Annotated in this window: 21 protein-coding genes; 8 read left to right on the top strand and 13 right to left on the bottom strand. The window is 63.1% G+C overall.

The window, feature by feature from the left end:
- Window positions 1-97: 97 nt before the first annotated feature.
- Entirely contained in the window at window positions 98-757 is a 660-nt protein-coding gene (locus tag NKJ67_RS15455; protein WP_023813893.1) for a response regulator transcription factor, read from the top strand.
- 32 nt (window positions 758-789) lie between these two features.
- On the opposite strand, the gene NKJ67_RS15450 is transcribed toward NKJ67_RS15455, so the two are convergent.
- Window positions 790-2301, bottom strand: coding sequence for an MFS transporter (locus NKJ67_RS15450; protein WP_256745976.1), 1512 nt, complete (start codon window positions 2299-2301; stop codon window positions 790-792).
- 146 nt (window positions 2302-2447) lie between these two features.
- Between NKJ67_RS15450 and NKJ67_RS15445 the strand changes: the two genes are divergently transcribed.
- Window positions 2448-3356: a LysR family transcriptional regulator gene (locus NKJ67_RS15445; RefSeq protein WP_164748869.1), complete on the top strand. Its 909-nt coding sequence runs from the start codon at window positions 2448-2450 to the stop codon at window positions 3354-3356.
- Window positions 3357-3502: 146 nt separating this feature from the next.
- Here the strand turns inward: NKJ67_RS15445 and NKJ67_RS15440 are convergent, their stop codons facing one another.
- Both NKJ67_RS15440 and NKJ67_RS15435 read right to left on the bottom strand, forming a co-directional pair.
- Window positions 3503-7012: a PAS domain-containing hybrid sensor histidine kinase/response regulator gene (locus tag NKJ67_RS15440; protein ID WP_352581856.1), complete on the bottom strand. Its 3510-nt coding sequence runs from the start codon at window positions 7010-7012 to the stop codon at window positions 3503-3505.
- A 129-nt stretch (window positions 7013-7141) separates the two neighbouring features.
- Window positions 7142-8329 (bottom strand): hypothetical protein, encoded by a 1188-nt coding sequence (locus tag NKJ67_RS15435; RefSeq protein WP_352581855.1) that lies wholly within the window; start codon window positions 8327-8329, stop codon window positions 7142-7144.
- 87 nt (window positions 8330-8416) lie between these two features.
- Between NKJ67_RS15435 and NKJ67_RS15430 the strand changes: the two genes are divergently transcribed.
- Window positions 8417-9013, top strand: coding sequence for a gamma-glutamylcyclotransferase family protein (locus NKJ67_RS15430; protein ID WP_352581854.1), 597 nt, complete (start codon window positions 8417-8419; stop codon window positions 9011-9013).
- 36 nt (window positions 9014-9049) lie between these two features.
- On the opposite strand, the gene NKJ67_RS15425 is transcribed toward NKJ67_RS15430, so the two are convergent.
- On the bottom strand, window positions 9050-9325 hold the full coding sequence (locus NKJ67_RS15425; RefSeq protein WP_127321224.1) for a type II toxin-antitoxin system RelE/ParE family toxin: 276 nt from the start codon (window positions 9323-9325) through the stop codon (window positions 9050-9052).
- Window positions 9315-9629 carry a hypothetical protein gene (locus NKJ67_RS15420; protein WP_352581853.1) on the bottom strand — a complete coding sequence of 105 codons (315 nt, stop codon included), beginning with the start codon at window positions 9627-9629 and terminating at the stop codon, window positions 9315-9317. The genes NKJ67_RS15425 and NKJ67_RS15420 overlap by 11 nt, the downstream gene beginning before the upstream one ends.
- A 142-nt stretch (window positions 9630-9771) precedes the next feature.
- Between NKJ67_RS15420 and mscL the strand changes: the two genes are divergently transcribed.
- Window positions 9772-10194 carry a large conductance mechanosensitive channel protein MscL gene (mscL, locus tag NKJ67_RS15415; protein WP_027038576.1) on the top strand — a complete coding sequence of 141 codons (423 nt, stop codon included), beginning with the start codon at window positions 9772-9774 and terminating at the stop codon, window positions 10192-10194.
- A 110-nt stretch (window positions 10195-10304) separates the two neighbouring features.
- Window positions 10305-11471 carry a pyridoxal phosphate-dependent aminotransferase gene (locus NKJ67_RS15410; RefSeq protein WP_352581852.1) on the top strand — a complete coding sequence of 389 codons (1167 nt, stop codon included), beginning with the start codon at window positions 10305-10307 and terminating at the stop codon, window positions 11469-11471.
- A gap of 335 nt (window positions 11472-11806) precedes the next feature.
- On the opposite strand, the gene hemA is transcribed toward NKJ67_RS15410, so the two are convergent.
- A complete protein-coding gene (gene hemA, locus NKJ67_RS15405; protein ID WP_352581878.1) occupies window positions 11807-13084 on the bottom strand; it encodes a 5-aminolevulinate synthase in 1278 nt (425 codons plus the stop codon).
- 268 nt (window positions 13085-13352) lie between these two features.
- Between hemA and galE the strand changes: the two genes are divergently transcribed.
- The 3 genes from galE to NKJ67_RS15390 all read left to right on the top strand — a co-directional run bounded on the left by galE (window position 13353) and on the right by NKJ67_RS15390 (window position 17533).
- On the top strand, window positions 13353-14348 hold the full coding sequence (gene galE / locus NKJ67_RS15400; protein WP_127270794.1) for a UDP-glucose 4-epimerase GalE: 996 nt from the start codon (window positions 13353-13355) through the stop codon (window positions 14346-14348).
- Between the two features lie 105 nt (window positions 14349-14453).
- On the top strand, window positions 14454-15704 hold the full coding sequence (locus tag NKJ67_RS15395; RefSeq protein ID WP_352581851.1) for a D-amino acid dehydrogenase: 1251 nt from the start codon (window positions 14454-14456) through the stop codon (window positions 15702-15704).
- Window positions 15705-15706: 2 nt separating this feature from the next.
- Entirely contained in the window at window positions 15707-17533 is a 1827-nt protein-coding gene (locus NKJ67_RS15390; protein WP_127271726.1) for an alanine racemase, read from the top strand.
- On the opposite strand, the gene NKJ67_RS15385 is transcribed toward NKJ67_RS15390, so the two are convergent.
- The 7 genes from NKJ67_RS15385 to NKJ67_RS15355 all read right to left on the bottom strand — a co-directional run bounded on the left by NKJ67_RS15385 (window position 17534) and on the right by NKJ67_RS15355 (window position 24673).
- The gene (locus NKJ67_RS15385; RefSeq protein WP_352581850.1) at window positions 17534-18910 is read right to left on the bottom strand and encodes an FGGY-family carbohydrate kinase; all 1377 of its coding nucleotides are present in this window, start codon (window positions 18908-18910) and stop codon (window positions 17534-17536) included.
- The gene (rhaM, locus tag NKJ67_RS15380) at window positions 18907-19224 is read right to left on the bottom strand and encodes an L-rhamnose mutarotase (protein ID WP_352581849.1); all 318 of its coding nucleotides are present in this window, start codon (window positions 19222-19224) and stop codon (window positions 18907-18909) included. Before rhaM ends, NKJ67_RS15385 begins: the two co-directional genes overlap by 4 nt.
- Complete coding sequence (locus NKJ67_RS15375) at window positions 19224-20219, bottom strand: ABC transporter permease (protein WP_352581848.1); 996 nt, start codon at window positions 20217-20219, stop codon at window positions 19224-19226. The genes rhaM and NKJ67_RS15375 overlap by 1 nt, the downstream gene beginning before the upstream one ends.
- On the bottom strand, window positions 20216-21190 hold the full coding sequence (locus NKJ67_RS15370) for an ABC transporter permease (protein ID WP_352581847.1): 975 nt from the start codon (window positions 21188-21190) through the stop codon (window positions 20216-20218). Before NKJ67_RS15370 ends, NKJ67_RS15375 begins: the two co-directional genes overlap by 4 nt.
- Entirely contained in the window at window positions 21187-22728 is a 1542-nt protein-coding gene (locus tag NKJ67_RS15365; RefSeq protein ID WP_352581846.1) for a sugar ABC transporter ATP-binding protein, read from the bottom strand. The genes NKJ67_RS15370 and NKJ67_RS15365 overlap by 4 nt, the downstream gene beginning before the upstream one ends.
- 84 nt (window positions 22729-22812) lie before the next feature.
- Window positions 22813-23808 carry a rhamnose ABC transporter substrate-binding protein gene (gene rhaS, locus NKJ67_RS15360; protein WP_352581845.1) on the bottom strand — a complete coding sequence of 332 codons (996 nt, stop codon included), beginning with the start codon at window positions 23806-23808 and terminating at the stop codon, window positions 22813-22815.
- Between the two features lie 55 nt (window positions 23809-23863).
- Entirely contained in the window at window positions 23864-24673 is an 810-nt protein-coding gene (locus NKJ67_RS15355) for a DeoR/GlpR family DNA-binding transcription regulator (protein WP_023813909.1), read from the bottom strand.
- Window positions 24674-24807: the final 134 nt, after the last annotated feature.

Genomic DNA, 24807 nt, shown 5'->3' with positions numbered 1-24807 from the left:
GCGCTGGCTTTGCCGCTTGAAAACAGCGCGCAGCCCCTCATAATCGTCCAATTGAACCCGAAAAGCCAAAAATCATCGGGGATTTGGGGAGGGACATTTGCCGGCAGGCTATTCTTTCGTCATCGCCGACGATCACCCGCTGTTTCGCGGTGCGCTGCGCGAAGCGCTCGCCGGCATCGGCAACGTCGCCGCCATCCATGAAGCCGGCGATTTCGAGAGCGCCAAGGCGCTGGTCGTGGCCAACGAGGACGTCGATCTGGTGCTGCTCGACCTGTCGATGCCGGGCGCCAGCGGCCTGTCCGGCCTGGTCTCGCTGCGTGGCATCCATCCGGCGGTGCCGCTGGTCGTGGTGTCGGCGCATGACGATCCGGCGACCATCAGGCGGGCGCTCGATCTCGGCGCTTCCGGCTTCATCTCCAAGTCGGCCAGCATGGAGGAGATCCGCAGCGCCGTGCAATCGGTGCTTGCCGGCGACATCGCAGCACCAGCCGGCGTCGATCTCGGCATCGAGCGCGATCCCGAAATATCGGACCTCATCAAGCGGCTGCAGGCTCTGACGCCGCAGCAGACACGGGTGCTGGGCATGCTGGCCGAGGGCCTGCTCAACAAGCAGATCGCCTATGAACTCGGTGTATCGGAGGCTACCATCAAGGCGCATGTCTCCGCCATCCTGCAGAAGCTCGGCGTCGACAGCCGCACGCAGGCGGTGATCCTGCTGTCCAAGATCGGCAGCGACCCGCTGCAGCCGGCGGGTTGATCGCCAGGGCGCCTGTTCGATCATTGTAGTGTTCAATCAGAGCACTGAACCTCCGTCCGCCGCACCGGCCGGCCGTTGAAGCTTGCGAAACTGATGGCGGCCATGATCCAGACGCCGATCCCGCCATAGAGCATGACCCAGCCAAAGCCGTTGCGCAGCGCATCCTGGGCGACGGTCCCGGCGAGCCCGGAGATGGGGTTTCCAGCAGCGATAGCTTCGGCGAGAAGACGCAATTGGGCAGCGTCGAGGTCGGGCAGCGCATGCCCCAGATGCGCCAGCACACCGCTGGCCAGGATGAAGCCCATCACCGCGATGTTCAGCGCCAATGAAACCATGCGCGCGGTCATGTCGATGCCGGAGGCCATGCCGGCGCGATCGCTCGAAACGGAACCCGTCGTCGTGTTGGTGACAGGTGTGTTGGTTATTCCCAGACCCATCCCCGCGATCAGGCAGCCGGGCAGCATCGTCAGCCAGTCCGGTTGCGCGGCGGCGCTGCCGAGCTTCATCAGGATGAACCCGACGCCGATGATGACGAGGCCCGCCGGAATGATGATGCCGGGCCGATAACGCAGCGAAAAGCGCTCTGCCAACGGCGGCAGCACAAGCGTCGGCAGCGTGTAGGCAAGCAGGGCAAGGCCGGTGGAGACGGTGTCATAGCCGAGCCCGGCGTGGAACCAGATCGGCAGGTAGATCATGAAAGGCCAATAGCTGAGGTTCATCGCGGCAGAGCCGACGATGGCGCCCGAAAAGGGCCGGATCCGGAAGACCGAGAAATCGAACATCGGCCGCTGGCTGACCTTCTCGGCAATGAGGAAGGCGATGAAGCTCACTATCGAGATACCGAGGATCGCCAGCGCGGCAGGGCTGGAGAAACCCAGATCCGGCCCCTGGATGATGTAGAAAACGAGGCAGAAAACCGACGGCGACAGCGTCAGGATGCCTGCTACGTCGAGCTTGCCCGCCTGTGGATCCTTCGATTCGTGGACGCCCATCAGAGCGAGGGCGAACGCCAGCGCCGCAACCGGCACGTGGACAAGAAACACCCATTGCCAGCTCGAGACCGCGACGATGCCGCCGCCGATGATGGGGCCGAAGCCGAGACCGGTGCCGAAGATGACGCCCCACCAGCCCCATGCGACGGCGCGTTCGCGCCCTTCCCGGAATTCATGCGACAGCACGGCAAGCTGGCAGATCAGCATCGCACCGCCGCTCAGGCCCTGCAGAAACCGGGCGACGATGAGCGTGGAGACGCTTTCGGCGACGCCGCAGATCAGTGATGTCAGGCCGAAGGCGGCGATGGCGACCAGAAAGACACGCTTGCGCCCGTAACGATCGGCGATCGTGCCGACCGCCATCAGCACCGTCGTGACCGCAATCGTATAGGCGTTCATCACCCATTGCAGTTGCTTGAAGTCGGCGTGCAGAACCTGCTCCAGTGTCGGCAGGATCGTGGGAACGCTTGAAATCTCCAGGCCGAACATCAGGCATGCCAGGCAGGCGGCAAACAGAACCACGATGCCTCGGCGGGTCAATACAGTGGGCATGATTCAACCTTTCGAACGTATTTGTCGGCAATCGGCGAATCCATTGCAGCTCGCCCGGCGCGCGTATGGCCCAGGGTAGGCGAGGCTTGATCATATTAGAATTGCATGGTTGGCTATTTCAGAGACAACAAGTGCGGATAGCTGACATGACGCTGGACGTAGACGCTGTGAAAACATTCGTCGCCATCGCCGATCTTCAGAGCTTTACGCGTGCGGCCGAGGCTCTTGGCAGCACGCAAGGGGCAATCAGCGTGAAGCTGAAGCGGCTGGAAGAGCGCGTCGGCCAGAAATTGATCGAGCGCACGCCTCGGCTGGTGCGCTTGTCGGCGCAGGGCGCGGTGTTTCTCCAGCCCGCACGCGACTTCCTCGCGGCACACGATCGCGCCATTGCCAGCCTGTCTTCGGTGCGCCGCCGCTTCACACTGGGCATCGCCACCCATGTCGGAGGCGCGGAAGTCCCGACATTGCTGGCGCGGCTCAATGCGCATGACCCGGCGCTCACCATCGAAGTGCGGCTCGATGATTCGCGCGACCTGCTGGATGCTTTCGATCGCGGTGAGATCGACGCGGCGATCATCCGCCGGGAGGACGACCGGCGCGATGGTGAAGTGCTGGCGCCCGAACATTTCGGCTGGTACGCCGCGCCCGACTTCGTCCACCGGGCCGACGAGCCGCTGCGCCTGGCGGCATCCTCGCCATCCTGCGGTATTCGTAACATCACCACCCGCGCGCTCGACGCTGTCGGAATATCGTGGACGGAGGTGTTCCTCGGCTGCGGCTCTTTCGCCGTTGCCGAAGCCGTCTCGGCCGGCCTCGCAGCCTCGGTATTTTCCTGCCGGCTTGCCCCATCCGGCACCATCGAGGTCAGCCGGAAATTCGGGCTGCCGGCGCTGCCGCCTTCCGAGATCGTGCTGCTTTCGACGCTGACGGACGCCAAGTCCCGCGAGGCGCTGAGGACGCTTGCAATGGCCTTTCGCGAGCATCGTCCGCCTGTGGCGGGCAATGCCGGACGGCCTCGGTTCCGCAGTTCCCAGATGGTCGACGGCCTGGCCTAGAGCAATTCTAGGAAAAGTGTGAAGCGGTTTTCCTTCTAGAATTGCGTTAAAACAAAGAATTAGAGCAGATCGCCGTTCCGTGAAACGGTGAAATGCTCTAGGACTTCCCCTCGGACACCAAGGGCTGAGACCGAGCGCCTTTGATGCTATTCGGCCGCCGGTGCCAGCGGCCTGACCCTGGCCATCATCGAGCGCAGCACCGCTGGTTTGAGCGGTTTGTTGATCACCGCAATCTCGAGCCCGCCGGCGGCCGTGCGCACCTCATTGGAGCGGTCTGCGGTGACCAGCACGGCCGGCAGGGTGTCGCCATGGAGCGCGCGCAGCCTGACGATGATATCGAGACCCGTTTCGCCGTCGAGATGGTAGTCGGCAAGGACGATGTCCGGGCGGTGTGTCACCACGCTTTCCAGATCCTTTGAACCGGACACGGTGTCGACGTTGCAACCCCAGCCTTCGAGCAGGAGCCGCATGCCCTCTAGGATGCGGGCGTCGTTGTCGATGCACAGCACATGCAGTCCGGCCAGCGAAGCCGTCGCGCGGGCAGGAACCCTGGCGTCGATCTCGCGCCGCGGTTCCTGCACGGCCGCGACGGGCAGGATGACGGAGAAGCGCGTGCCCTTGCCAGGGTTGGAAAAGATCCGGATCTCCAGCCGCAGCACCCGGGCGATGCGGTCAACGATGGAGAGGCCGAGACCGAGGCCCTCGGCCTCGCGCGCGCCCTCGTCGAGCCGGGTGAATTCGCGAAAGACGGTGTTCAGCTTGTCGCCGGCGATGCCGATGCCGGTGTCGATCACCTGGATCTCGGCCAAATCGCCGCGCCGTCTGACGCCAACCAGCACGCGGCCGTGGCGCGTGTATTTGATGGCGTTGGAGACGAGATTCTGGATCAGGCGGCGCAGCAGATTGCGGTCCGTCGTCACTGTCAGCGATGACGGCATGATGGTCAGCGCGAGCTTCTTCTCGGCGGCGAGCGGCCGGAAGTCGTTGCCGATCTGGCGCAGCAATCCGTCGAGGTTGAAGGCGGTATCGTCCGGCTTCATCGCGCCGGCGTCGAGGCGGGAGATGTCGAGCACGGCGCCGAGGATGGTCTCGACCGATTCCAGCGAGGATTCGATGTTCACGGCGGCCTTGCCGGCAGGCCCTTTGCCGGCCTTCTCGATCAGCGAGGAGCAATAGAGCCGGGCGGCGTTGAGCGGCTGCAGGATGTCGTGGCCGGCGGCGGCGAGGAAGCGCGTCTTGCCGAGATTGGCCTCCTCGGCCAGCATCTGCGCCTGCGCCAGCTCCTCATTGACCCGGGTCAACTCCTCGTTGACCCGGGTCAACTCGATGGTGCGGGTCTTGACGCGCTGCTCCAGCGATTCATTGGCACGCTTCAGCGCCAGGTCCTGCTCGACGCGCCCGGAAATGTCGGCATAGGTGGCGACGATGCCGCCGTCCGGCATCGGGTTGGAGCGCAGTTCCAGGATGCGGCCCGAGGTTTTCAGTTCCATCTGCCATGGGCTGACGAAACTGGTCAGGCGGTTGAGCATGGCCACACGCTGATCGGCGGGGATGTCGCCGCGTTCGGCGAGATGGCGCAGGATGCGGTCGAGCGAGACGCCGACCTGGCCCATCTCATCGGGCAGGTCGAACAGCGCCCGGTACTGGCGGTTCCAGCAGATCAGGCGGAAATCGCGGTCGAAGACGGTGATGCCCTGTTCCATCTGGTCGAGCGCGATCTGCAACAGGTCGCGGTTGTGCTGCAGCGCCTCGGTGGCGTCGTCGAGCAAGCGGAAGGCATCTCGGGATTCGCGGTCGTGGCGCCGAAACAGCAGCGACAGGATCAGCCGCGCCGAGGAGGAACCGACGGCGCTGGCGAGCAATTGCTCGGAGAAGCGGATGACGTCCATGCTCGCCTGCTCATTGCCGTGCAGCGAGGTTCCGTTGGTCTTTTCGAACGACTGGAAGGAGCGCTCGGTGCGCTCGACGCCGAGATAGCGCCCGATCGTGTCCTTGAGGTCGTTGACGGTGATGGCGGTGCGGAAGCGGCGCAGGCTTGGCATCGGGCCGGCATCGCGCGGCACGAAGATCGACGCCTGGATGCGTTCCAGCGGCACCGATGCGCGCGACAGCGAACCGAGCACGAAGAACACCGCGTTGAGCGACAGGCTCCACAGCACGCCGTGGTTCAGCGGTTCGGCGACGGTGCCGAACAATGCCTGCGGCCGCAGCGCCTCGAAGCCGAACAGCCCATGCACGATGATGCCGGTATCAGGGGCGGCAAGCGATGGAAACAGCAGCGTGTAGCCCCAGACGAGGATGCCGGCGACCATGCCAAGTGCCGCACCCCGGCCATTGGCGCCGCGCCAGATCAGCCCGCCGATCAGCGCCGGCGCGAACTGGGCGATGGCCGCGAACGACATCAGGCCGATCGACGACAGCCGCGCGCTGTCAGTGCTCTCGCGGTAGTAGAGGAAGGCGATGAACAAGAGGATGAAGATCGCCCCGCGCCGCACATTGAGGATGAGCGTCGACCAGTCCTCGGTCTCGGAGGTCGAGGTCTTGAGCAGGCGGCGCACGAACAGCGGAATGACGAGGTCGTTGGAGATCATGATCGACAGCGCCACACTTTCGACGATCACCATCGCCGTCGCCGCCGACAGGCCGCCGATGAAAGCCGCCATCGCCAGCACATCATGGCCGCTGAACAGGGGCAGCGACAGCACGTAGAGATCGCTGCTGGTTCCGGTGCCGACCAGCGAAAGGCCGGCGAAGGCGATCGGCAGCACGAACAGGTTGATCGCCACGAGGTAGAGCGGGAACACCCATGTCGCGGTGCGCAGTTCGGCCTCGCCGCGGTTCTCGACGATGGTGACGTAGAACTGCCGCGGCAGCATGATGATGGCAAAACCGCTGAGGCACGTCAGCACCAGCCAGGTGGCGAGCGAAGTGTTGTAGCTCATCGCCTGGCGGACCTGCGCGTTCTCGGCGAGCTTGTCGAACATGTCGCCCGGGCCGCCGAAGATCAGGAAGGTGACCATCAGGCCGATCGCCAGGAAGGCGGCGAGCTTGACCACGGTTTCGACCGCCACCGCCAGCACCAGCCCGTCCTGGTGTTCGGTGGCGTCGGCGTGACGGGTTCCAAACAGCACCGCAAACAGCGCCAGGAGCATGGCGACGACCAACGAGATGTCGCTGACGAAGGGATCGAACGAAGGCGGCGATCCCGTATAGTGCTCGACCATCAGGCTGACCGAACCGGAGATCGCCTTCAACTGCAGCGCGATATAGGGCACCGCACCAATGGTGGCGATCAGCGTGGCGATCGCCGCGACGGTGAAACTCTTGCCGTAGCGCGCGCCGAGGAAATCCGCGATCGAGGTGATCTTCTCGGTCTTGGCCAGCCGCACGATGCGGTTGAGCAGTGGGAAGCCGAACACGAAGACGAGCACCGGGCCCGTATAGATGCCGAGGAATTCGAGGCCGCGTTCGGAAGAGAGACCGACCGAGCCGAAGAAAGTCCAGGATGTGCAGTAGATAGCGAGGCTGAGTGCGTAGATGAAAGGCCGCCCCCGGCTCGGCTCGGAGATGGCCGAGCGGCGGTCGCCGAGGCTGGCGATGGCAAACAGCAGCGTCACATAGGCGACCGCGATGATGACGATGAACAAGCCCTGCACGCTTGGACTTTCCTCCTCTGCCGTCTTTCTATCCGGCTTGCCCGGACGCAATCACAGCTTGGCGTCCGAGTCCATTGCGGCTTTGGCGGCATAACCGGGGCTGCGTCATGGGGGCCAGCCCCAATCCAGTCATGTGTAGAAAGCCAATTGATCGAGTGTGAGCAGAGCGTGGAGCGCCCGCACTTGGGTGTAGCTATCAGCATCCGCCTCGCCGTGGCCGACAGCGTGGCGCGAACTTGCCTTCCCTGTTCGCGCCACCGGATCGAACTCCGCGAATGTATGGGACTTCAGGTAACGGGCAAACGCTGACGGAAAGAGCAGCGTGTCCGGCTGGCCCGCCTTTTTCTCCGCCGACTGCACCGCGAATTCGAGAAGCTTCTTGATCCGCGCTCCCTTGCCGTGAGCTTTGCGATAAGCTGCGCCAAGAATGCCTTCGATTTCGGTCAGAACGATTTTCAGGACGGCGACAGAGTCACCCGACGCGAAATTGTTCAGCGCAGACCGGAGCAGCCGTTCCTTGCCTGCGAAATGCGGCTTGGCCATCCACCGCGCGAACATGGTCTCTACCCGCTTCGCATCAAACGCCGTGAGCAACTTCGCCTCAACGTCGTCAAGTTCGAAACCAGCTTCACAATTGTTCGCGAGTTCACGAAACTCCCGGCCGAGAATCTCGACAAAGGGAAACCATCCCGCCTCGATAAGTCGCGCGAAAACATTTTCGTCGGCGATGGCGTCGTAAAGATCGCGATACTTGAGCCGGCGATGCAGCGTCCCGAGGTCCCTCTCCATGTGTTCGATTGCGAGATCGCCATTCGGATTGAAGTCGAAAAAGAGCGCAAACCGCCAGCCTTCTCTGAAGATGCAGACGACCCGATCCTCCTTCCCGATCTCAACCAGCGGGAACGACATTGCCGTGACGTCCGCAATATCGCTCTCGAAAACTACGGTACCGGCGCCCATCGAGCGCTTGGCCAGAATTTTGAGTGAAACAGCCGCCGCGTCGAGCCACAGATCGCCGGTGTTGTCAGGATGAATCACCAACAGAATGAAGCTCGGCCTCGTCAGGCTGGTATGGTGCCCGGCCTGCGCGGAGCGATGCTCGATATGGGCGCTCAGTCCTTCTACGATGCGATGGAAAAATCTGTCGTCCGATGTGAGGCAGAGCCGCGTCCAGACCTTGATCGTCTGGCCGTCGCGCGCTGCTTCGGCGCTCACGCCGTTGAGCATCAAATCGGTCAGCTTGATCGCTGTGCCCAGGTTTCCCACGAGCACGCCAGGCCCCGGCTTGTCGGCGATGGGTTCGGAAGATTCGGTCATGCCAAATCCTATCATATTGCTGGCCGGCGATAGCAATCAGCGCAATGATGCTCCTCTGCCGCGCCTAGCTGTGATATTGCATCGGAGATGCCAAGCTTCCTTTACTTCGGCTACGGATCAAACATGCTGACCGCACGCCTCAAGGCGCGGTGCAAAAGCACGGTGCCCGTGTGTGTTGCCTTCGCCGAAGGCCATCGCCTTACGTTTTCGAAGCCTAGCTTCGACGGATCTGGCAAAGGGCACTTGGTCCCTGCGAGAAAGAGGATCAGGCAGCCGGGCGTGCTTTTCGAAATTGCCGTGCATGAACGCGGCGATCTGGATGAGGCAGAGGGACTCGGAAATGGCTACTACAGAAACGATGGGTTTCCAGTGCGGCGGCGTGATACCAAAGAGATCGTGGACTCTACCGTATACCTGGCGGAGAAGCCCGATATCACGCTGATTCCCTATAACTGGTATCTCGCTCTTATCGTCGCCGGAGCGCGCGAGCACCGGTTCGACCGCCGGCGGATGCGGCAACTGCTCGCGTTTGAATGCCAGCCCCACGTCAATCGGCCATGGGGCGGAAAGCCCGATGCTTTGAAGCTACTCCAGGCGGAGGGCGTAGATGATGATCTTGCAGTATATTTCGGAACGCAGATCGATTTGGCGCATCCGCTCCTGCCACGACGCAGAGCTGCATAGGACGGTTCTCAGGCCGGCGCGTCGGTGTCGATGTCGTTATGGTGAAGATCGCCGCTGGGCGCCGTGGAAGATGCGGCCGACAATGATCTCCTCCGAACCCATACGATAGAGGATGATGTGCTTGCCATGGACGAACTGATGGGTCCTGCCTTCATAGAGCCTGCCCATATTCGGGTAATCGCCGAGCAATTCAAACACCGCGTCGAGTTCACGCAGATACTTTTCGGCCTGAGTGTGGCCGAAGTTTTCGAAGGTGTGTCGGTAAATGTCTTTCAGATCGCGTTCGGCGCGATGCGTTATCCTATGACGCATGCGGGAATTCGGCACGCGCTTCCCGAATAATGTCGTCGATAGACTTGTCGCTGACGGGGCTCTCAAAACCTTCGTCGATGGCCGCCTGAATCGCTTTCCGCTTCTCATCAGGCGAAAGCGCGTCGAACCAAGCGCGCTGCTCCTTTGTCGGAGCCGCCCACGGGTAAACGTCAATGCTGATGGTTTCGAGCATGTTCATGAGAATATTATAGGCGAAAACGCCTATGATTGCCAGAAATTCAACGCTGCTCCTGCCGAACCGTGGGTCTCGAACAACTGAACCGGGGTCGGTCTTGGCGAGCAACCTAGCCGGCTCCCGGTAAGGAGAAACCGGTTGCTTTCTCCTTTTTGCCGATGTTGCGTCAGGAGGTTTTTGTTATGTTGTCTCAGGTCGATGTCGCAAGGACGGAAACGGCAGCTCGGCCAGTCACGACAAGGAGGGTCGAATGCTGAAAGAATTCCAGGAATTTATTTCCAAGGGTAATGTGATGGACCTTGCGGTCGGCGTCATCATCGGCGCGGCCTTCGGCAAGATCGTCGATTCCCTTGTCAACGACATCATCATGCCGATCGTCGGTGCGATTTTCGGCGGATTGGACTTCAACAATTATTTCTTCGGATTGTCCTCAGCCGTCAATGCGACCTCGCTGGCCGATGCCAAGAAGCAGGGCGCGGTCTTTGCCTATGGCAGCTTCATCACCGTGGCGCTGAACTTCCTCATCCTCGCTTTCATCATCTTCCTGATGGTCAAGGCGGTGAACAACATGCGCAAGCGGCTTGAGCGCGAGAAACCCGCTGCACCGGCCGCTCCGCCGCCCGCCGACGTCGCGCTGCTCACTGAAATTCGCGATCTGCTCGCCAGGCGCTGACCACGGGCGGCATTTGCTGGACCAAAACCCCGGTCGTTCACGGCCGGGGTTTTCTGTTTTCGCATCTGGTAAGGACCGCTGACGAAAACGCAGACCAAACGGATCCGCCCATGACCCTGATCGACAGCTTGCGCACCGAGGCCCGTGCGGCACCCGAAAGCGGCATTGTCGCCGTCGTCAATTACGGCCGCCTGCGCGAAGGCATGATTCCGCTCTGGGCCGGCGAGGGCGACCTTCCGACGCCAGCCTTCATCACCGATGCCGCGTCGAAGGCGCTGGCCGGTGGCGAGACATTCTACACCTGGCAAAGGGGCATCCCCGATCTCAGGCAGGCGCTCTCCCGCTACTATGCCAGGCATTTCGGCAAGACCTTCCCGGAGGAAGAATTCATCGTCACCGGCTCCGGCATGCATGCCATCCAGCTGGCGCTCGACGCGCTCGCCGGTGCCGGCGACGAGGTTGTCTATCTGTCGCCGGCCTGGCCGAATTTCGATGCCGCGGCAGCGATAGCGGGAGCCATTCCAGTCGCGGTCACGCTCGATCATTCCGGCAATGGCTGGTCCTGCGACGTCGAGAAGCTCGCGGCTTCGATCACGCCGCGCACAAAGGCGCTGTTCATCAACACGCCGTCGAATCCGACCGGCTGGACCGCCGATCATGAGACCTTGCAGGCCATCCTCGATCTGGCGCGCGCGAAAAACCTTTGGATCATCGCGGACGAGATCTATTCTCTGTTCCACTATGGCCACGGCCGCGCGCCGTCCTTCCTCGACATCGCGTCGGCGGAAGACCGCATCCTCTATGTCAACTCCTTCTCCAAGAACTGGGCGATGACCGGCTGGCGCGTCGGCTGGATCAAGACGCATCCGAGCTTGCAGCAGGTGTTCGAGAACCTGATCCAGTATTCGAACTCCGGCGTCGCCCAGTTCATGCAGCGCGGCGCGGCCGCCGCCCTTGACGAGGGCGATGCCTTCGTTGCCGAACAGGTGGAGCGGGCGCGCAAGGCGCGCGACCTTGTCTGCGGCATTCTCGGCGCCACCGGCCGCGCCCGGTTCACGGTGCCGCAGGGCGCGTTCTATCTGTTTTTCACTGTCGACGGCATCACCGATTCACGCACCGCTGCCTTCGACATTGTCGACAAGGCCAATGTCGGCCTGGCGCCAGGCACCGCTTTCGGCCCCGGCGGCGAGGCGTTTTTGCGGTTGTGTTTCCACCGCCGCCTCGATCAGGTCGAGGAAGCGGCACACCGGCTGGCGAAGTGGATGAAGGCAGTTTGAGGATTGGGCTGGACAGGAAAGCCGCGCGTTTGAAGATTCTGGACCGCCTCACTCTTCGGCCGCAGTAACGGCATGGATCCTAGGGTCTGCGCCGCGTCGCTTCGCTCCTTGCTCCGCCCTAGGATGACGAAGAGAAAGATGCCTCGGCCAACCTCGAAGGTTGGCCATTGCTACGATGCCAGACTCCAACTCTGTGACTAGCCAGAAGCCCCCACGCTTCGTCATCCTAGGGCGTAGCAGTCGCGAAGCGACGTCGCGGAGACCCTAGGATCCATGCCGTGACGTCGGAGCGTCGCGGCGTTGGAAGCAATCGACAGGCGCAACCAGCAACGGCTTCAGCCGCCTGACTTGGGGACCAGCAGGGGAATGATGCGGTCGCTTTTGGCCACCGAAGGCCGCCCGGCGGAGCCATAGGGGATGCCGAGCGCATCCCAGGTCTCGACCAGCGCATCCTGCAATTCGGCGATCAGTGCATCGGAATGGAACGGCGTCGGCGTGATGCGCAGCCGCTCGGTGCCGCGCGGCACGGTCGGGTAGTTGATCGGCTGGATGTAGATGCCGTGCACGCCGAGCAGGCGGTCGCTGGCCATCTTGCAGGCCTCGGGATCGCCGACCAGAAGCGGCACGATGTGGGTCGGCGAGTCCATCACCGGAAGGCCGGCGGCCGACAGGATCTGCTTGGTTCGGCTCGCCTGCTGCTGCTGGGCGTCGCGCTCGGCCTGCGAGCGCTTGAGATGGCGGATCGACGCGGTCGCGGCAGCCGCGATCGCCGGCGGCAGTGCCGTGGTGAAGATGAAGCCCGGCGCATAGGAACGCACGGCGTCGATCACGGCGCTGGTGCCGGTGATGTAGCCGCCCAGCGTGCCGAACGCCTTGGCCAGCGTGCCTTCGATGATGTCGATGCGGTCGGCCAGGCCTTCGCGCTCGGTGATGCCGCCGCCGCGCGGCCCGTACATGCCGACGGCATGGACCTCGTCGATATAGGTCATGGCGTTGTAGCGCTCGGCGAGCTCGACGATCTCTCTGATCGGCGCGATGTCGCCATCCATCGAATAGACGCTTTCGAAGACGATCAGCTTGGCGCGTTCGCGCCCCGCCGTCTGCAAAAGGCTTTCCACATGCGCCACGTCGTTGTGGCGGAAGATCTTCTTCTCGGCGCCGGAACGCCGCACGCCTTCGATCATCGAGGCGTGGTTCAATTCGTCCGAGATGATCAGGCAGTTGGGCAAAAGCTTCGCTATGGTCGAGATCGAGGCCTCGTTGGAGACGAAACCGGAGGTGAAGACCAGTGCCGCTTCCTTGTCGTGCAGGTCGGCAAGCTCCACCTCGAGTTCGACCAGCGGGTTCGAGGTGCCGGAAATGTTGCGGGTGCCGCCGGCGCCCGAACCCATCTTGCCGGCGGTATTCTGGAACGCGGCGATGACGTCGGGATGCTGGCCCATGCCGAGATAGTCGTTGGAGCACCAGACGGTGATTTCCTCGGCGCGGCCATTGGAACGCCAGATGGCGCGCGGGAACTTGCCCGCGATCCGCTCCAGGTCGGCGAAAACGCGGTAGCGACGCTCGGCATGGAGCTGGTCGATCGCTTCCTCGAAGAACCGCTGATAGTTCATATAGGCTTCCCAATTTTTGCGCGGGATCATAATCATTGGCCTGTTGGTCGTCCACCTGGCCTTTTTGGTCAAAATGCCACGCCCCGGACCTGTTCCTAACGATCACGGATCGTGGCCTATTCCCTTGATGTGGATCAACTTTGTTTCAGGACGATGCCACTAGCCGGCGATGCCGGTTACCACGGGTTTCAATGGTCATGCGGCGGGCTTTCCAGTAGAGCGGGGGTTGAGACAGTTTCCGATAAATCTTGGATAAGCGAGGACGCGGATGACGGTTTTGGTTACAGGCGGCGCCGGTTACATCGGCAGCCATATGGTCTGGGAGTTGCTTGATGCCGGCGAGGGCGTGGTCGTCCTCGATCGCCTTTCCACCGGTTTCGAATGGGCGGTGGCGCCCGAGGCAAGGCTGGTCGTCGGCGACGTTGCCGACCGGGAATTGGTCGGCTCGGTCATCAGGGAGAACAAGGTCGACGCGATCATTCACTTCGCCGGCTCGATCGTGGTTCCGGAATCGGTCGCCGACCCGCTCAGTTACTACGAGAACAACACCTCGAAGACGCGCACGCTGATCGAAACCGCGGTGCGCGAAGGCGTGCCCAATTTCATCTTTTCATCGACCGCCGCCGTCTATGGCGGAGCCGGCCTGGAGCCGGTGCGCGAGGACGCCCGCCTGTCGCCGGAATCGCCCTATGGCCTGTCCAAGCTGATGAGTGAGTGGATGCTGCGCGACGCGTCGATCGCGCATGGCCTGCGCTATACGGCGCTGCGCTACTTCAACGTCGCCGGCGCCGACCCGAAGGGCCGCACCGGCCAGTCGACGCCGGGCGCAACCCATCTGATCAAGGTCGCCTGCGAGACGGCACTTGGCAAGCGGCCGTTCATGCAGGTGTTCGGCACCGATTATCCGACGCCGGACGGCACCTGCATGCGCGACTACATCCATGTCAGCGACCTGGCGGCGGCGCATCGCCTGGCCTTGCAGCGGCTGCGTGCCGGGGGACAAAGCCTCGTCGCCAATTGCGGCTACAGCCATGGCTACTCGGTGCTCGAGGTCATCGACAGCGTGCGCCGCGCCTTTGGCCGTGATTTCGAGGTGAAGATGGGCGATCGCCGTCCCGGCGACGCCGCGGCGGTGGTCGCCAATTCGGATCTCGCCCGCGCCGAGCTCGGCTGGACCCCGCAACGCGACGATCTCGACCAGATCGTCGCCGACGCGCTCGCCTGGGAACGCATCCTGACCGGCAAGAACTCCGCGCGCGGCTGAGCCGGGTTCTCCCAAGGGCTCGCAAGGCGGGCAGCGAAGCGCTATTGAAGACGTTCGCGGCAAGGTGCGGAGGCGCCGCGCCGCGAGGAGCTCTTGGGGGATGGCATGAAAATAACGGTGCTCGGGGCCGGTGTCGTCGGTACGGCGGCCGCCTATTATCTGGCCAGCGACGGCCATGAGGTGACAGTGATCGAGCGCCATCCGGCGGCGGCACAAGGCACCAGCCAGTCCAATGCCGGCCTGGTGTCACCGGGTGACGCCACCGCCTGGGCCTCGCCGGCGGCTTTGAAGACTTTCCTGCGCGGGCTCTACAACCATGATCTCGGCATCAAGGTCAGGCTGCGCCTCGATCCCTATTTCCTCGCCTGGAGCCTGCGTTTCCTGCGCCAGTGCACGGTGGCGCGCCTGCGCGCCAACACCGACATCAAGCTCAGGCTCGCGCTCTATTCGCGTGACTGCATCAATGCGCTTTCGGAAGCGACCGGCATCCACTACGACGAACGCAAGAAGGGCATTCTCTACTTCTTCCGCTCGCAAAAGAGCCTCGACACCGGCACCGACAATTACCGTTATCTTGCCAGGCACGGCCTGCCGATCGAAATCGTCGGCCGCGACCGGCTGGTCGAGCTGGAACCAGGCCTTGCCGGCGTCAAGGACAAGATTGCCGGAGGCGTCTATTCACCAACCGACCAGACCGGAGATTCCAAGCACTTTGTCGACAGGCTGGCCGCCTATGCTGCCGAGAAGCTCGGCGTCAAATTCCTGTTCGGCACGACAGTCGAAGGCCTCGACATCGAGGGCGATCATGTGCGCGCGGTGATGACGTCGGCCGGCCCGGTCGCCGGCGATGCCGTGGTCATCTCGATGGGACCGGAGAGCGGCCTGCTCGGGCGCCGTTACGGCATCGACCTGCCTGTCTATCCGGTAAAGGGCTATACCGCGACGATTCCCCTGGAGGACGAAAGCAAGGGACCGACCATGGGCGGCGCCGACGAGGACCGGCTGATCGGCTATTCCAGGCTGGGCAACCGCTTGCGAATGTCCTCGACGGCCGAATTCACCGGCTTCGATCGAACTTTCAAGCCCGCCGATTTCAAGACGATCATCAGCACCGGCAAGGATCTTTTTCCGGGTGCCTTCGACGAGAAGAAGGCTGTGTTCTGGGCCGGTCTGCGGCCGATGATGCCGAACTCGGTGCCGGTCATCGGCCAGGCGCGCTACAAGAATCTCTATCTCGACACCGGCCACGGCCATGTCGGCTGGACCATGGCCTGCGGCTCGGGGAAATTCCTTGCCGACCTCGTCGCCGGCCGCAAGCCGGAGATCGACCCGCAGGGGCTGGTCTACGGGGGGTAGCCGTGTCGGGACCGCAAGTCGCTATCGACCTTGGCCGCATCGAGCGCAATGCGCGCACGATCGTCGAGCGTTGCGCGCTGTCGGGCATAAAAGTGTTCGGCGTCACCAAGGGCACTTGCGGCATGCCGCAAGTGGCGCGCGCCATGTTGCGCGGCGGTGTCGCCGGCATCGCCGAATCGCGTTTCGAGAACATCCGCCGGCTGCGCGACAGCGGCATCAACGCGCCGATCATGCTGTTGCGCAGCCCGCCGATGGCGCGTGTCGAGGAGGTGGTGCGCACCGTCGACATCAGTCTGCAGTCGGAACTCGCCACCATCCGCGAGATATCGCGCATCGCCGAGCGCATGGGCCGCATCCACGACATCATGCTGATGATCGATCTCGGAGATCTGCGCGAAGGCATCTGGCCGAACGACTTGATCCCGACCGTCGAGCAGATACTGCAGTTCAAGGGCGTTCGCATTGCCGGCATCGGCACCAATCTCGGCTGCTTCGGCGCCATCATGCCGACGCCGGAAAATCTCGGCCAGCTCGTTGCCCACGCCTACAAGACCGAGCGCCTGTCCGGCAGAAGCCTCGACGTGATCTCCGGCGGCGCCTCGTCGTCGCTGCCGCTGCTGCTCGAAGGCAGGTTGCCGGCCGGCATCAACAACCTGCGGGTCGGCGAGGCGATCCTGCAGGGTGGTGTCGAGACCTTCCGCGACACGCCGTGGGCGGAGCTCGAACCCGATGCCTGCCGGCTGACAAGCGACATCATCGAGGTCAAGCTCAAGCCGTCACGGCCGATCGGCCAATCGGGTTACGACGCCTTCGGCAACCAGCCGGTCTTCCCCGACGAAGGCGACAGGCTGCGCGCCATCGCCAATATCGGCCGTGAGGATGTGCTGGTCGAGGGACTGACGCCGATCGCCAGGGGGATAAGGGTGCTCGGCGCCTCCAGCGATCATCTGCTTTTGGATGTCGCCGATGCCGACCCGAGGCCCTCCGTCGGCGACCGCGTCGCCTTCCGCATGAGCTATGGCGCCATGCTTTTGGCGATGACCTCGGAATATGTCGAGAAGGCCCCGATGCACGACGTCGAGGATTTTTCCGGCCGTAAGATGGTGCAGATCACGGCCGGGCAGGGGGCCGCCGGCATCCTGGCCCGGGAAAGCACCGGCGCCCGGCTGGAAGCGATGAACTTCGACGTGGTGGAACTCGCCGATGTCGAGCGGCCGCCATCGGGGCTGGTCCGGCTGATTGCCGGCGTCGATCGTCGCATCGCCCACAAGGCGCTGACCGCGACGGCGCGCGCGACGCATTCTTTCGGCCTGATCTGGATCGATTCCATCGCCGCCCTGATGCCAGAGGACGAGGAGGGCATCGACCTGCCGGAATGTTCGGTCCTGGCGCGATCGCTCGGGCTCGATCACAAGGCCGGCGCGCTGCAGCCGCAGCTGTCGCCGGAAAATGTCGTCATCGTCGGCCTGCGCCACGCCGATCCGGCCGAGGCGCGGGTGCTGAAGGATTCGCGCGTGTCGGCCTTCACCATGACCGACATCGACGCCATGGGGATGCGCGACCTGATGCATGAAGCGATCCGCATCGCCACCTCAGGCACGCAAGGCTTTCATGTCAGCTATTCGCCGACCGCAACCGAATTCGCCGGCTGGGCTGCGGGCTCCGGCGGGCTGACCGTGCGCGAAACGCACCAGGCGATGGAGGCGATCGCGCTCTCCGGTGGCTTGCTGTCGATGGATGTTTCGGGCCTGACGGCGGATCTGGAGCCGCGGATCGGCACCGACGCGGTCAACTTCGTCATGTCGGCTTTCGGCAAACGGATTCTCTGATCAGCCCTGCACGTCCACTGCCGAGCGCCATGCGCTGACATAGTCGACCCAGGCCGGGTCTACAGGCGGTTCTATTCTTTCGCCCTTGCCGTGCGTCGCCGGCTGATCGGATGCCAGCAGCGCCGCGCCGATGCTGGTGCCGGTGGCGGCCTCGGACCCAACCACGGCGCGCGCCGTGGCTGCCGCCAGCATGCCGACAAAGAGCCGGTTGCGGGCAAAGGGGCCTTCGACCGTGGTCGGGCCGTCCGCGCCGATCAGCTCGAGACAGGTTGCCGTCATCAATGCCAGGTAGAACGAGATGGCGGCAAAGTGCTGGCCGCTGTTCAGGCCGTCGGCGTTGACCCATGCCGCGGCATGGTGCGGGAACGGCCCCGAGCCTTGCTGGGTCGACGGCAGCAGTAGCATTTTTCGCGCCAGCACGGCGCCGACATCATCCTCGGTCCACTGCTCCGGCTGATCCTTTGTCAGCACGGAGAACTCGCGGCCGCCCATGAAGCGCGCCGAGGGAACGGGATCGCCGAGTGCGTTGACATTGACCAGCGTGTCGCGCGCTGCATCCAGCGCAATCTGTTTGCCGCCGACCCCCATCGACACCACCCAGGTGCCGGTCGAGACGACGGAGAAAGGCGGTTTGTCGGAGAGAAGATGCGGCAGAAGCGAGGCGTTGGAATCATGCAGGCCGCAGAACACCGGCGTTTGCGGATCGAGTCCGGTTCGCATCGCAACGATGGGCAGGATCGGGCCGAGGCGGTCGCTGGCCGGCCGCACCGGCGCCATCAGCCCGCGCCATTCCAGCCTGTCGACCAATGATGAAAAATCCGCCGTCCAAGGGTTCCACAGATCGGTGTGGCAGCCGAGCGAAGTCACCTCGTTGGCGGCGACACCGGTCAGGCGCAACGCCCAGTATTGCGGATACATCAGCATCGCGGCGGCCCTGGCGAATTCCGCCGGGAAGCTTTTCTGCTGCCAGAAGAATTGTGCTCCGAGATTGAGGCCGAGCGGCAGGCGCGGCGTGCCGGTCTCGGCGAAAGGGGGGCGGATCGCGTCATAATCCGGTGCCAGTCTATCAGGGCCATCGAACTCATAGTCGAGCACAGGCAGCACCAGTTCACCCGCCGCGTCGACCAGCACGCCGGTCGCGCCATGGGTGGTGATCGAAATGGCGTCGATGCGCTGTTCGTGGTTGAGGCCGGCAAGGCTTTCGAGGATGAATGCCCACAAGGCCTCGACATCGTGGTGCGGGTAGGGCGCCTGTCGCACCGGCGCATTGGACATGCGGCGCAGCGCCACCTCGCTCAACGTCGCGGGGTCGACCAGCGCCACCTTGGCGTTGGTCTTGCCGATGTCGATGACGGCGATGTGGCGCATCGCACTCATGCCATGTGGAACATTGTTTCCAACGGCACGGCCACCGGCTCGTTGTCCGGCCTGGTTTCCATGATGTCGGCCATTTCAACCCACCAGCGCTGCATCACCGGATATCCGGGCAATTCGTCCATGCCGTGGTCGTCACGCCGCCACAGAACACCGAACAGGATATTGGTCTCCTCGTCGAGATGGATGGAATAATCGGAGACGCCGGCCTGCTTCAGCAGCGCGACCAGTGACGGCCAGATCTCGTCGTGGCGCTTCTTGTACTCGGCCTTCATGCCGGGCTTCAGCTTCATTTTGAACGCGTATTTCTGCGGCATCAGCGCCCTCCGCGCAATCGCCGCCAGACGATCGGCAAGGCGATGACGATGATCAGCAGCAGACCTATAAAGATCGACATGACGATGCCGGGCACATTGAGCAGGCCGAGCCCGAAGGTCACCAGTCCCATGATGAAGGCTGCGAGCACGACCCCAACAATGCTGCCGGCGCCACCGAGGATACTGACGCCGCCGAGCACCACCATGGTGATGACTTCCAGCTCGTAGCCCTGCGCGATCGATGGCCGCGTCGAGCCGAGCCGCGAGGTGATCAGCACCGAGGCGATGCCCGACATCAGCCCGGTCAGGCAAAACAGGATGAACTTGGTGCGGCCGACGCGCACGCCGGAAAACTGCGCAGCTATCGGATTGTTGCCGATGGCGAAGACGCGTCGGCCGAAACTCGTACGGTGCAGCAGGAACCAGTAGACGACGGCCGCAATGAGGAAGAGCACCAGCTCGAACGACACCACCCACCAGACATAGCCCTGGCCGAAGAAGGCGAAGCTTGAGGGATAGCCCTTGTAGGCCTGGTCGCCGAGGATGATGAAGGCGATGCCGCGAAACAGGCTCATCGTGCCGATGGTGACGACGATCGACGGCAGGCCGAGCCTTGTCACCAGCAGACCGTTGAAGGCGCCGCAGCCGAGCCCGACGACGATGCCGATCGCTACCAGCACCGGCGTGCCGGCGCCGGCCTGCACCGCCATGCCCATCATCGTCGACGCCAGCGCAATGATGGCGGCCACCGACAGATCGATCTCGCCCGAAATGATCAGCAGCGCCATGGCGAAGGCGATCAGGCCTTTCTCTGTGAAATTGAAGGTGAGATCGGACAGCGAATACGGGTCGAGGAAATAGGGCGAGGCGAAGCTGTTGATGGCGAAGATGGCGACGACCACCACGACCAGCAGCGCTTCCCAGGAAAAGATCGCCGAACGAAGCGGCTTGTCGAGCCGGTCGGGAATGTGGCGCGGAGCAGGGATGTCGGTCACGCCTCCACCTTTCTGAGGATAATGCGGCCTTGCTGGCGTTCGCCGCGCGCGTTGAGCACGACGGCCAGGATGATGGCGCTGCCCGAAATCGCCATCTGCCAGAAGGGCGAGATGTTGATGACCGGCAGGGCGTTGGAGATGATGCCCAGGAACAGTGCGCCGAGCACCGCGCCGCCGACCGAGCCGATGCCGCCGGCGATCGAGATGCCGCCGATGACGCAGGCGGCGATGATGTTGAGCTCATAGCCATTGGCGACCTCGACCGACGCGATCACATAGCGCGAGATCCAGAGATAACCTGACAGGCCGCCGATCATGCCGGAGATGCAGAAGACGATGAACTTGGTGCGGCCGACATCGATGCCGGCATAGACGGAAGCCGTCGGGTTTACGCCGATGGCATAGATCGAGCGGCCGAGCGCGGTGCGCGTCATCAAGACGAAGAACAGCGCAATGATCAGGATGGCGATCCACGACAGCACCGGAATGCCGAGGAAGGCGGCGCGCTGAAAGCCGATGAAGTCCGGGCTCATCTTGTCGGCATTGACCCAGGCGCCACCGGACAGGACGAAGGTCGCGCCACGATAGATGGTCAGCGTGCCCAGCGTCACCACGATCGAGGGGATGTTCAGGCGCCACACCAGCAGGCCGTTGATGGCGCCGAGCACAAGGCCGACCAGCAGTGCGACGACGATCAGCAGCGGGATTGGGATCGCCGGATGTGCTGCGTTCAGCATCGCCACCACCATGCCGGTGAAGCAGAGATTGGACGCCATCGACAGATCGATCGACCGGGTCAGGATGACCACCATCTGGCCGAGCGCCAGGATCATCAGGATCGAGGTGTCGTTGAACACCTGACGCAGATTGCCGGGGTCGGCAAAGGCCGGGAAGCGCGTCGAAATCAGGCCGATCAGCACGACGATGGCCGCCAACAGCCAGATTTCACGGTATTTCAGGAAAGCCTTCATGCCGCGATCCCCGCTGCCGTCCGAACCAGCGTCTCGGCGTCCAGCCCCTTGTTGTCGTAGACCGCCGCGACAAGCCCCTCGCGCATGACCACGACCCGGTCGGACATGCCGAGGATTTCGGGCAGTTCGGAGGACACCATGATCACCGACAGGCCCTGCGCCACCAACTCGGCCATGAAGCCGTGCACGGCGGCCTTCGAGCCGATGTCGATGCCCTTGGTCGGCTCGTCCAGGATGATCACCCTGGGCGACGTCGCCAGCCATTTGGCGATGACGATCTTCTGCTGGTTGCCGCCCGACAGCGTGCCGACGTCCTGGCTGAGCGAGGAGGCCCTGAGGTCGAGCCGCTCGGTGTAGGAGCGGGCCAGATCGAACTCCTCCGACATCCGCAGCAGGCCGGACTTCGATGTGCGCTTGAGTGAAGGCAGCGAGACGTTCTGGAAGATCGGCAGGCCGATCACCACGCCTTGTTTGCCGCGTTCTTCGGGCACGTAGACGATCCCGGCATCGATCGAATCCGCCGCCGATTTCGGCGCGAGCGTCTTGCCTTCCAGCGTGATCGTGCCGGCTGATGTGCGGGTGATGCCCGATATCGCCTGCATCACCTCGCTGCGGCCGGCGCCGACCAGGCCGTAGAAGCCGAGGATCTCGCCCTTGTGCAGTTCGAAGCCGATGTCGTTGAATTCGGTCGGATGCGACAGGCCGGAAACGGAGAGCACCGGCGCGCCTATCTCGGCCTTGCGCTGCGGGAAGATGTGATCGACCGCGCGGCCGACCATCAGGCGCACGATCTGGCTCTGGCCGGCATCCTTGATCAGGCCTTCGCCGACCATCTCGCCATCCCGGAACACCGTGTAGCGGTCGGCGATACGGTAGATCTCGTCGAACTTGTGGCTGATGAACAGGATCGCCTTTCCGTCGCTCTTGAGGAACTCGATCAGCAAAAAGAGCTCCTCGATCTCCTTCATCGAAAGCGCGGCGGTCGGCTCGTCCATGATGACGATCTGCGCGTCGATCGACATGGCGCGCGCAACGGCGACCAGATGCTTGTTGGCGATGCCGAGGTCCTTCAGGCGCGCATCGGCGTCGATGTGGCCGGCATGCATGGTGTCAAGCACTTCGCGCGCGTTCTTGCGCATCGTGCGCCAGTCGATGGTGCGCAATCGCGTGCGCGGCGCATGGCCGAGAAAGATGTTTTCTGCGACCGACAAATCGTCGAACAGCACGGTTTCCTGGTGGATGGCGGTGACGCCGTGCCCGAAGGCGGCATGCGCGCTCGGCATGGTGACGGCCTGGCCGTCGATGCTGATCGTACCCTCATCGGGCTGGTAGATGCCGGTCATGATCTTGACCAGCGTCGACTTGCCGGCGCCGTTTTCGCCGATCAGCGCCGTCACCTGCCCGGGGTAGAGAGACAGGCTGACATTGTGCAGCGCGCGCACGCCGGGAAAGCTCTTGGAGATGCCGGACAGCGTCAGGCGTGGAGCCGGGGCCGGAGGCCGCTCCTTCACCGCGCCGTGTTGGGCTGTCGTGTCCATAATCGTATCAAGCCCTGAAACAAGGTTCGTTTAAAGTCGCGGCGGGACGTGAGCCCCGCCGCGTCAGCTCGAGAGGACTCCAGATCAATAGATCTTGGAGAACTTTTCGATGTTCGACTTGTCGAACTGGAAGGGCGGAGCCATCGCAGCCGAGTTGGTGTCGTCGAGCGTGACCTTGCCGACGCGGCCGATCGACAGCGTGGCGCCGGGCTTCGCCTCTTCCTTCTTCACCGCCAGATCATGGGCGAGGTAGACGGCCGAGTAGCCGAGGTCGATCGGGTTCCACAGCGCAACCGCCTGGCTGGAACCGTTGTCGATGAACTTCTTGAACTCCGACGGCAGCGCGAGGCCGGTGACATTGACCTTGCCGATCAGGTTCTCGTCGGTGACGACCTGGGCGGCGGCGACGACGCCGACGGTGGTCGGCGCGATGATCGCCTTGAGGTTCGGATAGGACTTCAACAGGCCCTTGGCTTCGTCGGTGCTCTTGGCCGAATCGTCATCGCCATAGACGGTGGCGACGAGTTTGATCTTGGGGAACTTCTCCGGCAGGATTTTCTTGGCCGCGTCGATCCAGGCGTTCTGGTTGGTGGCGGTCGAGGAGGCCGACAGGATGGCGACCTCGCCGCCTTCCGGCAGGTGGTCGGCGGCAAGCTTGATGATGGTCTCACCGATCAGGCCGGTATCGGACGGGTTGAGGTGAAGCTGGCGGCCTTCCTTGGCGACGCCCGAATCCCACGAGATGACGGTGACGCCGCGTTCCATGGCCTTCTTCAGCACCGGCACCAAGGCGTCGGCGTCATTGGCCGAAATGGCGATGGCGTTGACCTTCTGCGCGATCAGCGAATTGACCACTTCGATCTGCGCTTCGGCGGTCGCCTTGGTCGGGCCGGTGTAGATGATGTCGACATCGCCGAGTTCCTTGGCCGCCTCTTCGGCGCCCTTGTTGGCGGCATCGAAGAAGCCGTTGCCGAGCGATTTCACCACCAGTGCGATCTTGACGTTTTCGGCATAGGCAGCATTCACGAACATGGCGGCTGAGAATGCAGCCGTCACCATCAATTTCTTCAAGAAGCTCATCGAATTTCCTCCCTTGAGCGTTGCATTCCATCGTCGCTGCGAGCGCGAGTTGGCCTCAGGCCTGCAGTGAAGATTCTTCCTTGTTGGTCGCGGATGTGCGGGCGACGATCAGCGTCACCCCCGCGGTCTCCAGCATCTTGGCTTCGCGATCCTCGATGCCGTCATCGGTGATGACGGTGGCGATGCGCGACAGGCCGCACAGGATCAGGCTGGAGCGTTTGCGGAATTTCGAGGAATCGACCAGCACCACCAACTCGTCGGCCTGGTCGATCAGTTTCTGCTCCGCCTGGATCAAAAGCGGATCGCCCTCCATCAGGCCGAGCGGCCCCAGACCCTGCGCGCCCATGAACATGCGGCGCGCATAGAAATTGCGCGTCACGTCATTGTCGAAGGGCGACAGGATGATGTTCTGCTCGCGATAAATGGTGCCGCCCGACAGCATCACCGTGTTCTTGGAGTGCTTGAGCAGGTGCTCGGCGATCGGGAACGAATTGGTGAAGATCGGCATGCGGCGGCCGGTCAGGAAATGCACCATCTGGAAGGTGGTGGTGCCGCCATTGATGATGATCGGTTCGCCGTCCTTGCACAGCTCGACGGCCTCACGCGCAATCGCCCGCTTCTGCGAGGCGTTGATCGTTTCGTTGACGGAGAAGGGCCGGCCGGCCAGCCCGATGAACTGCGGCGGCGAGATTGCCTCGGCGCCGCCACGCACACGGCGCAGGCGCTTTTGAACATGGAGAGCCGCGATATCGCGCCGGATCGTCGCCTCGGAGGACTCCGTCAGGTCGACCATCTCCTGCACCGTCACAACAGGCTTTTCCTGGACGGCGGACAGAATGATCCTGTGGCGCTCTTTTTCGTGCATGGTTCCTCCCTGCCTGAGCATCTAGGCACCCAAAACGCGCAGTGTCAATCATTTCCGATCATATAATTTCATTGTGCAGTGCAATATGATCGATATTGATCGTTTGTGATTGACAAGCCGGCTGCTTCCGTGGA

This window comes from Mesorhizobium sp. M0088 (assembly GCF_040322895.1).
Lineage (GTDB): Bacteria > Pseudomonadota > Alphaproteobacteria > Rhizobiales > Rhizobiaceae > Mesorhizobium.
The sequence above is the reverse complement of the archived record's forward strand: the minus strand, read 5'-3'. Positions and strand labels throughout refer to the sequence as shown.

What these genes read in the sequence shown, in the direction of transcription:
- NKJ67_RS15450 (WP_256745976.1), bottom strand. Translation starts at nt 2,301, where the DNA reads ATGCCCACTGTATTGACCCGCCGAGGCATCGTGGTTCTGTTTGCCGCC.
- NKJ67_RS15445 (WP_164748869.1), top strand. Translation starts at nt 2,448, where the DNA reads ATGACGCTGGACGTAGACGCTGTGAAAACATTCGTCGCCATCGCCGAT.
- NKJ67_RS15435 (WP_352581855.1), bottom strand. Translation starts at nt 8,329, where the DNA reads ATGACCGAATCTTCCGAACCCATCGCCGACAAGCCGGGGCCTGGCGTG.
- NKJ67_RS15430 (WP_352581854.1), top strand. Translation starts at nt 8,417, where the DNA reads ATGCCAAGCTTCCTTTACTTCGGCTACGGATCAAACATGCTGACCGCA.
- NKJ67_RS15425 (WP_127321224.1), bottom strand. Translation starts at nt 9,325, where the DNA reads ATGCGTCATAGGATAACGCATCGCGCCGAACGCGATCTGAAAGACATT.
- mscL (WP_027038576.1), top strand. Translation starts at nt 9,772, where the DNA reads ATGCTGAAAGAATTCCAGGAATTTATTTCCAAGGGTAATGTGATGGAC.
- NKJ67_RS15410 (WP_352581852.1), top strand. Translation starts at nt 10,305, where the DNA reads ATGACCCTGATCGACAGCTTGCGCACCGAGGCCCGTGCGGCACCCGAA.
- hemA (WP_352581878.1), bottom strand. Translation starts at nt 13,084, where the DNA reads ATGAACTATCAGCGGTTCTTCGAGGAAGCGATCGACCAGCTCCATGCC.
- galE (WP_127270794.1), top strand. Translation starts at nt 13,353, where the DNA reads ATGACGGTTTTGGTTACAGGCGGCGCCGGTTACATCGGCAGCCATATG.
- NKJ67_RS15395 (WP_352581851.1), top strand. Translation starts at nt 14,454, where the DNA reads ATGAAAATAACGGTGCTCGGGGCCGGTGTCGTCGGTACGGCGGCCGCC.
- NKJ67_RS15385 (WP_352581850.1), bottom strand. Translation starts at nt 18,910, where the DNA reads ATGAGTGCGATGCGCCACATCGCCGTCATCGACATCGGCAAGACCAAC.
- rhaM (WP_352581849.1), bottom strand. Translation starts at nt 19,224, where the DNA reads ATGCCGCAGAAATACGCGTTCAAAATGAAGCTGAAGCCCGGCATGAAG.
- NKJ67_RS15370 (WP_352581847.1), bottom strand. Translation starts at nt 21,190, where the DNA reads ATGAAGGCTTTCCTGAAATACCGTGAAATCTGGCTGTTGGCGGCCATC.
- NKJ67_RS15365 (WP_352581846.1), bottom strand. Translation starts at nt 22,728, where the DNA reads ATGGACACGACAGCCCAACACGGCGCGGTGAAGGAGCGGCCTCCGGCC.
- rhaS (WP_352581845.1), bottom strand. Translation starts at nt 23,808, where the DNA reads ATGAGCTTCTTGAAGAAATTGATGGTGACGGCTGCATTCTCAGCCGCC.
- NKJ67_RS15355 (WP_023813909.1), bottom strand. Translation starts at nt 24,673, where the DNA reads ATGCACGAAAAAGAGCGCCACAGGATCATTCTGTCCGCCGTCCAGGAA.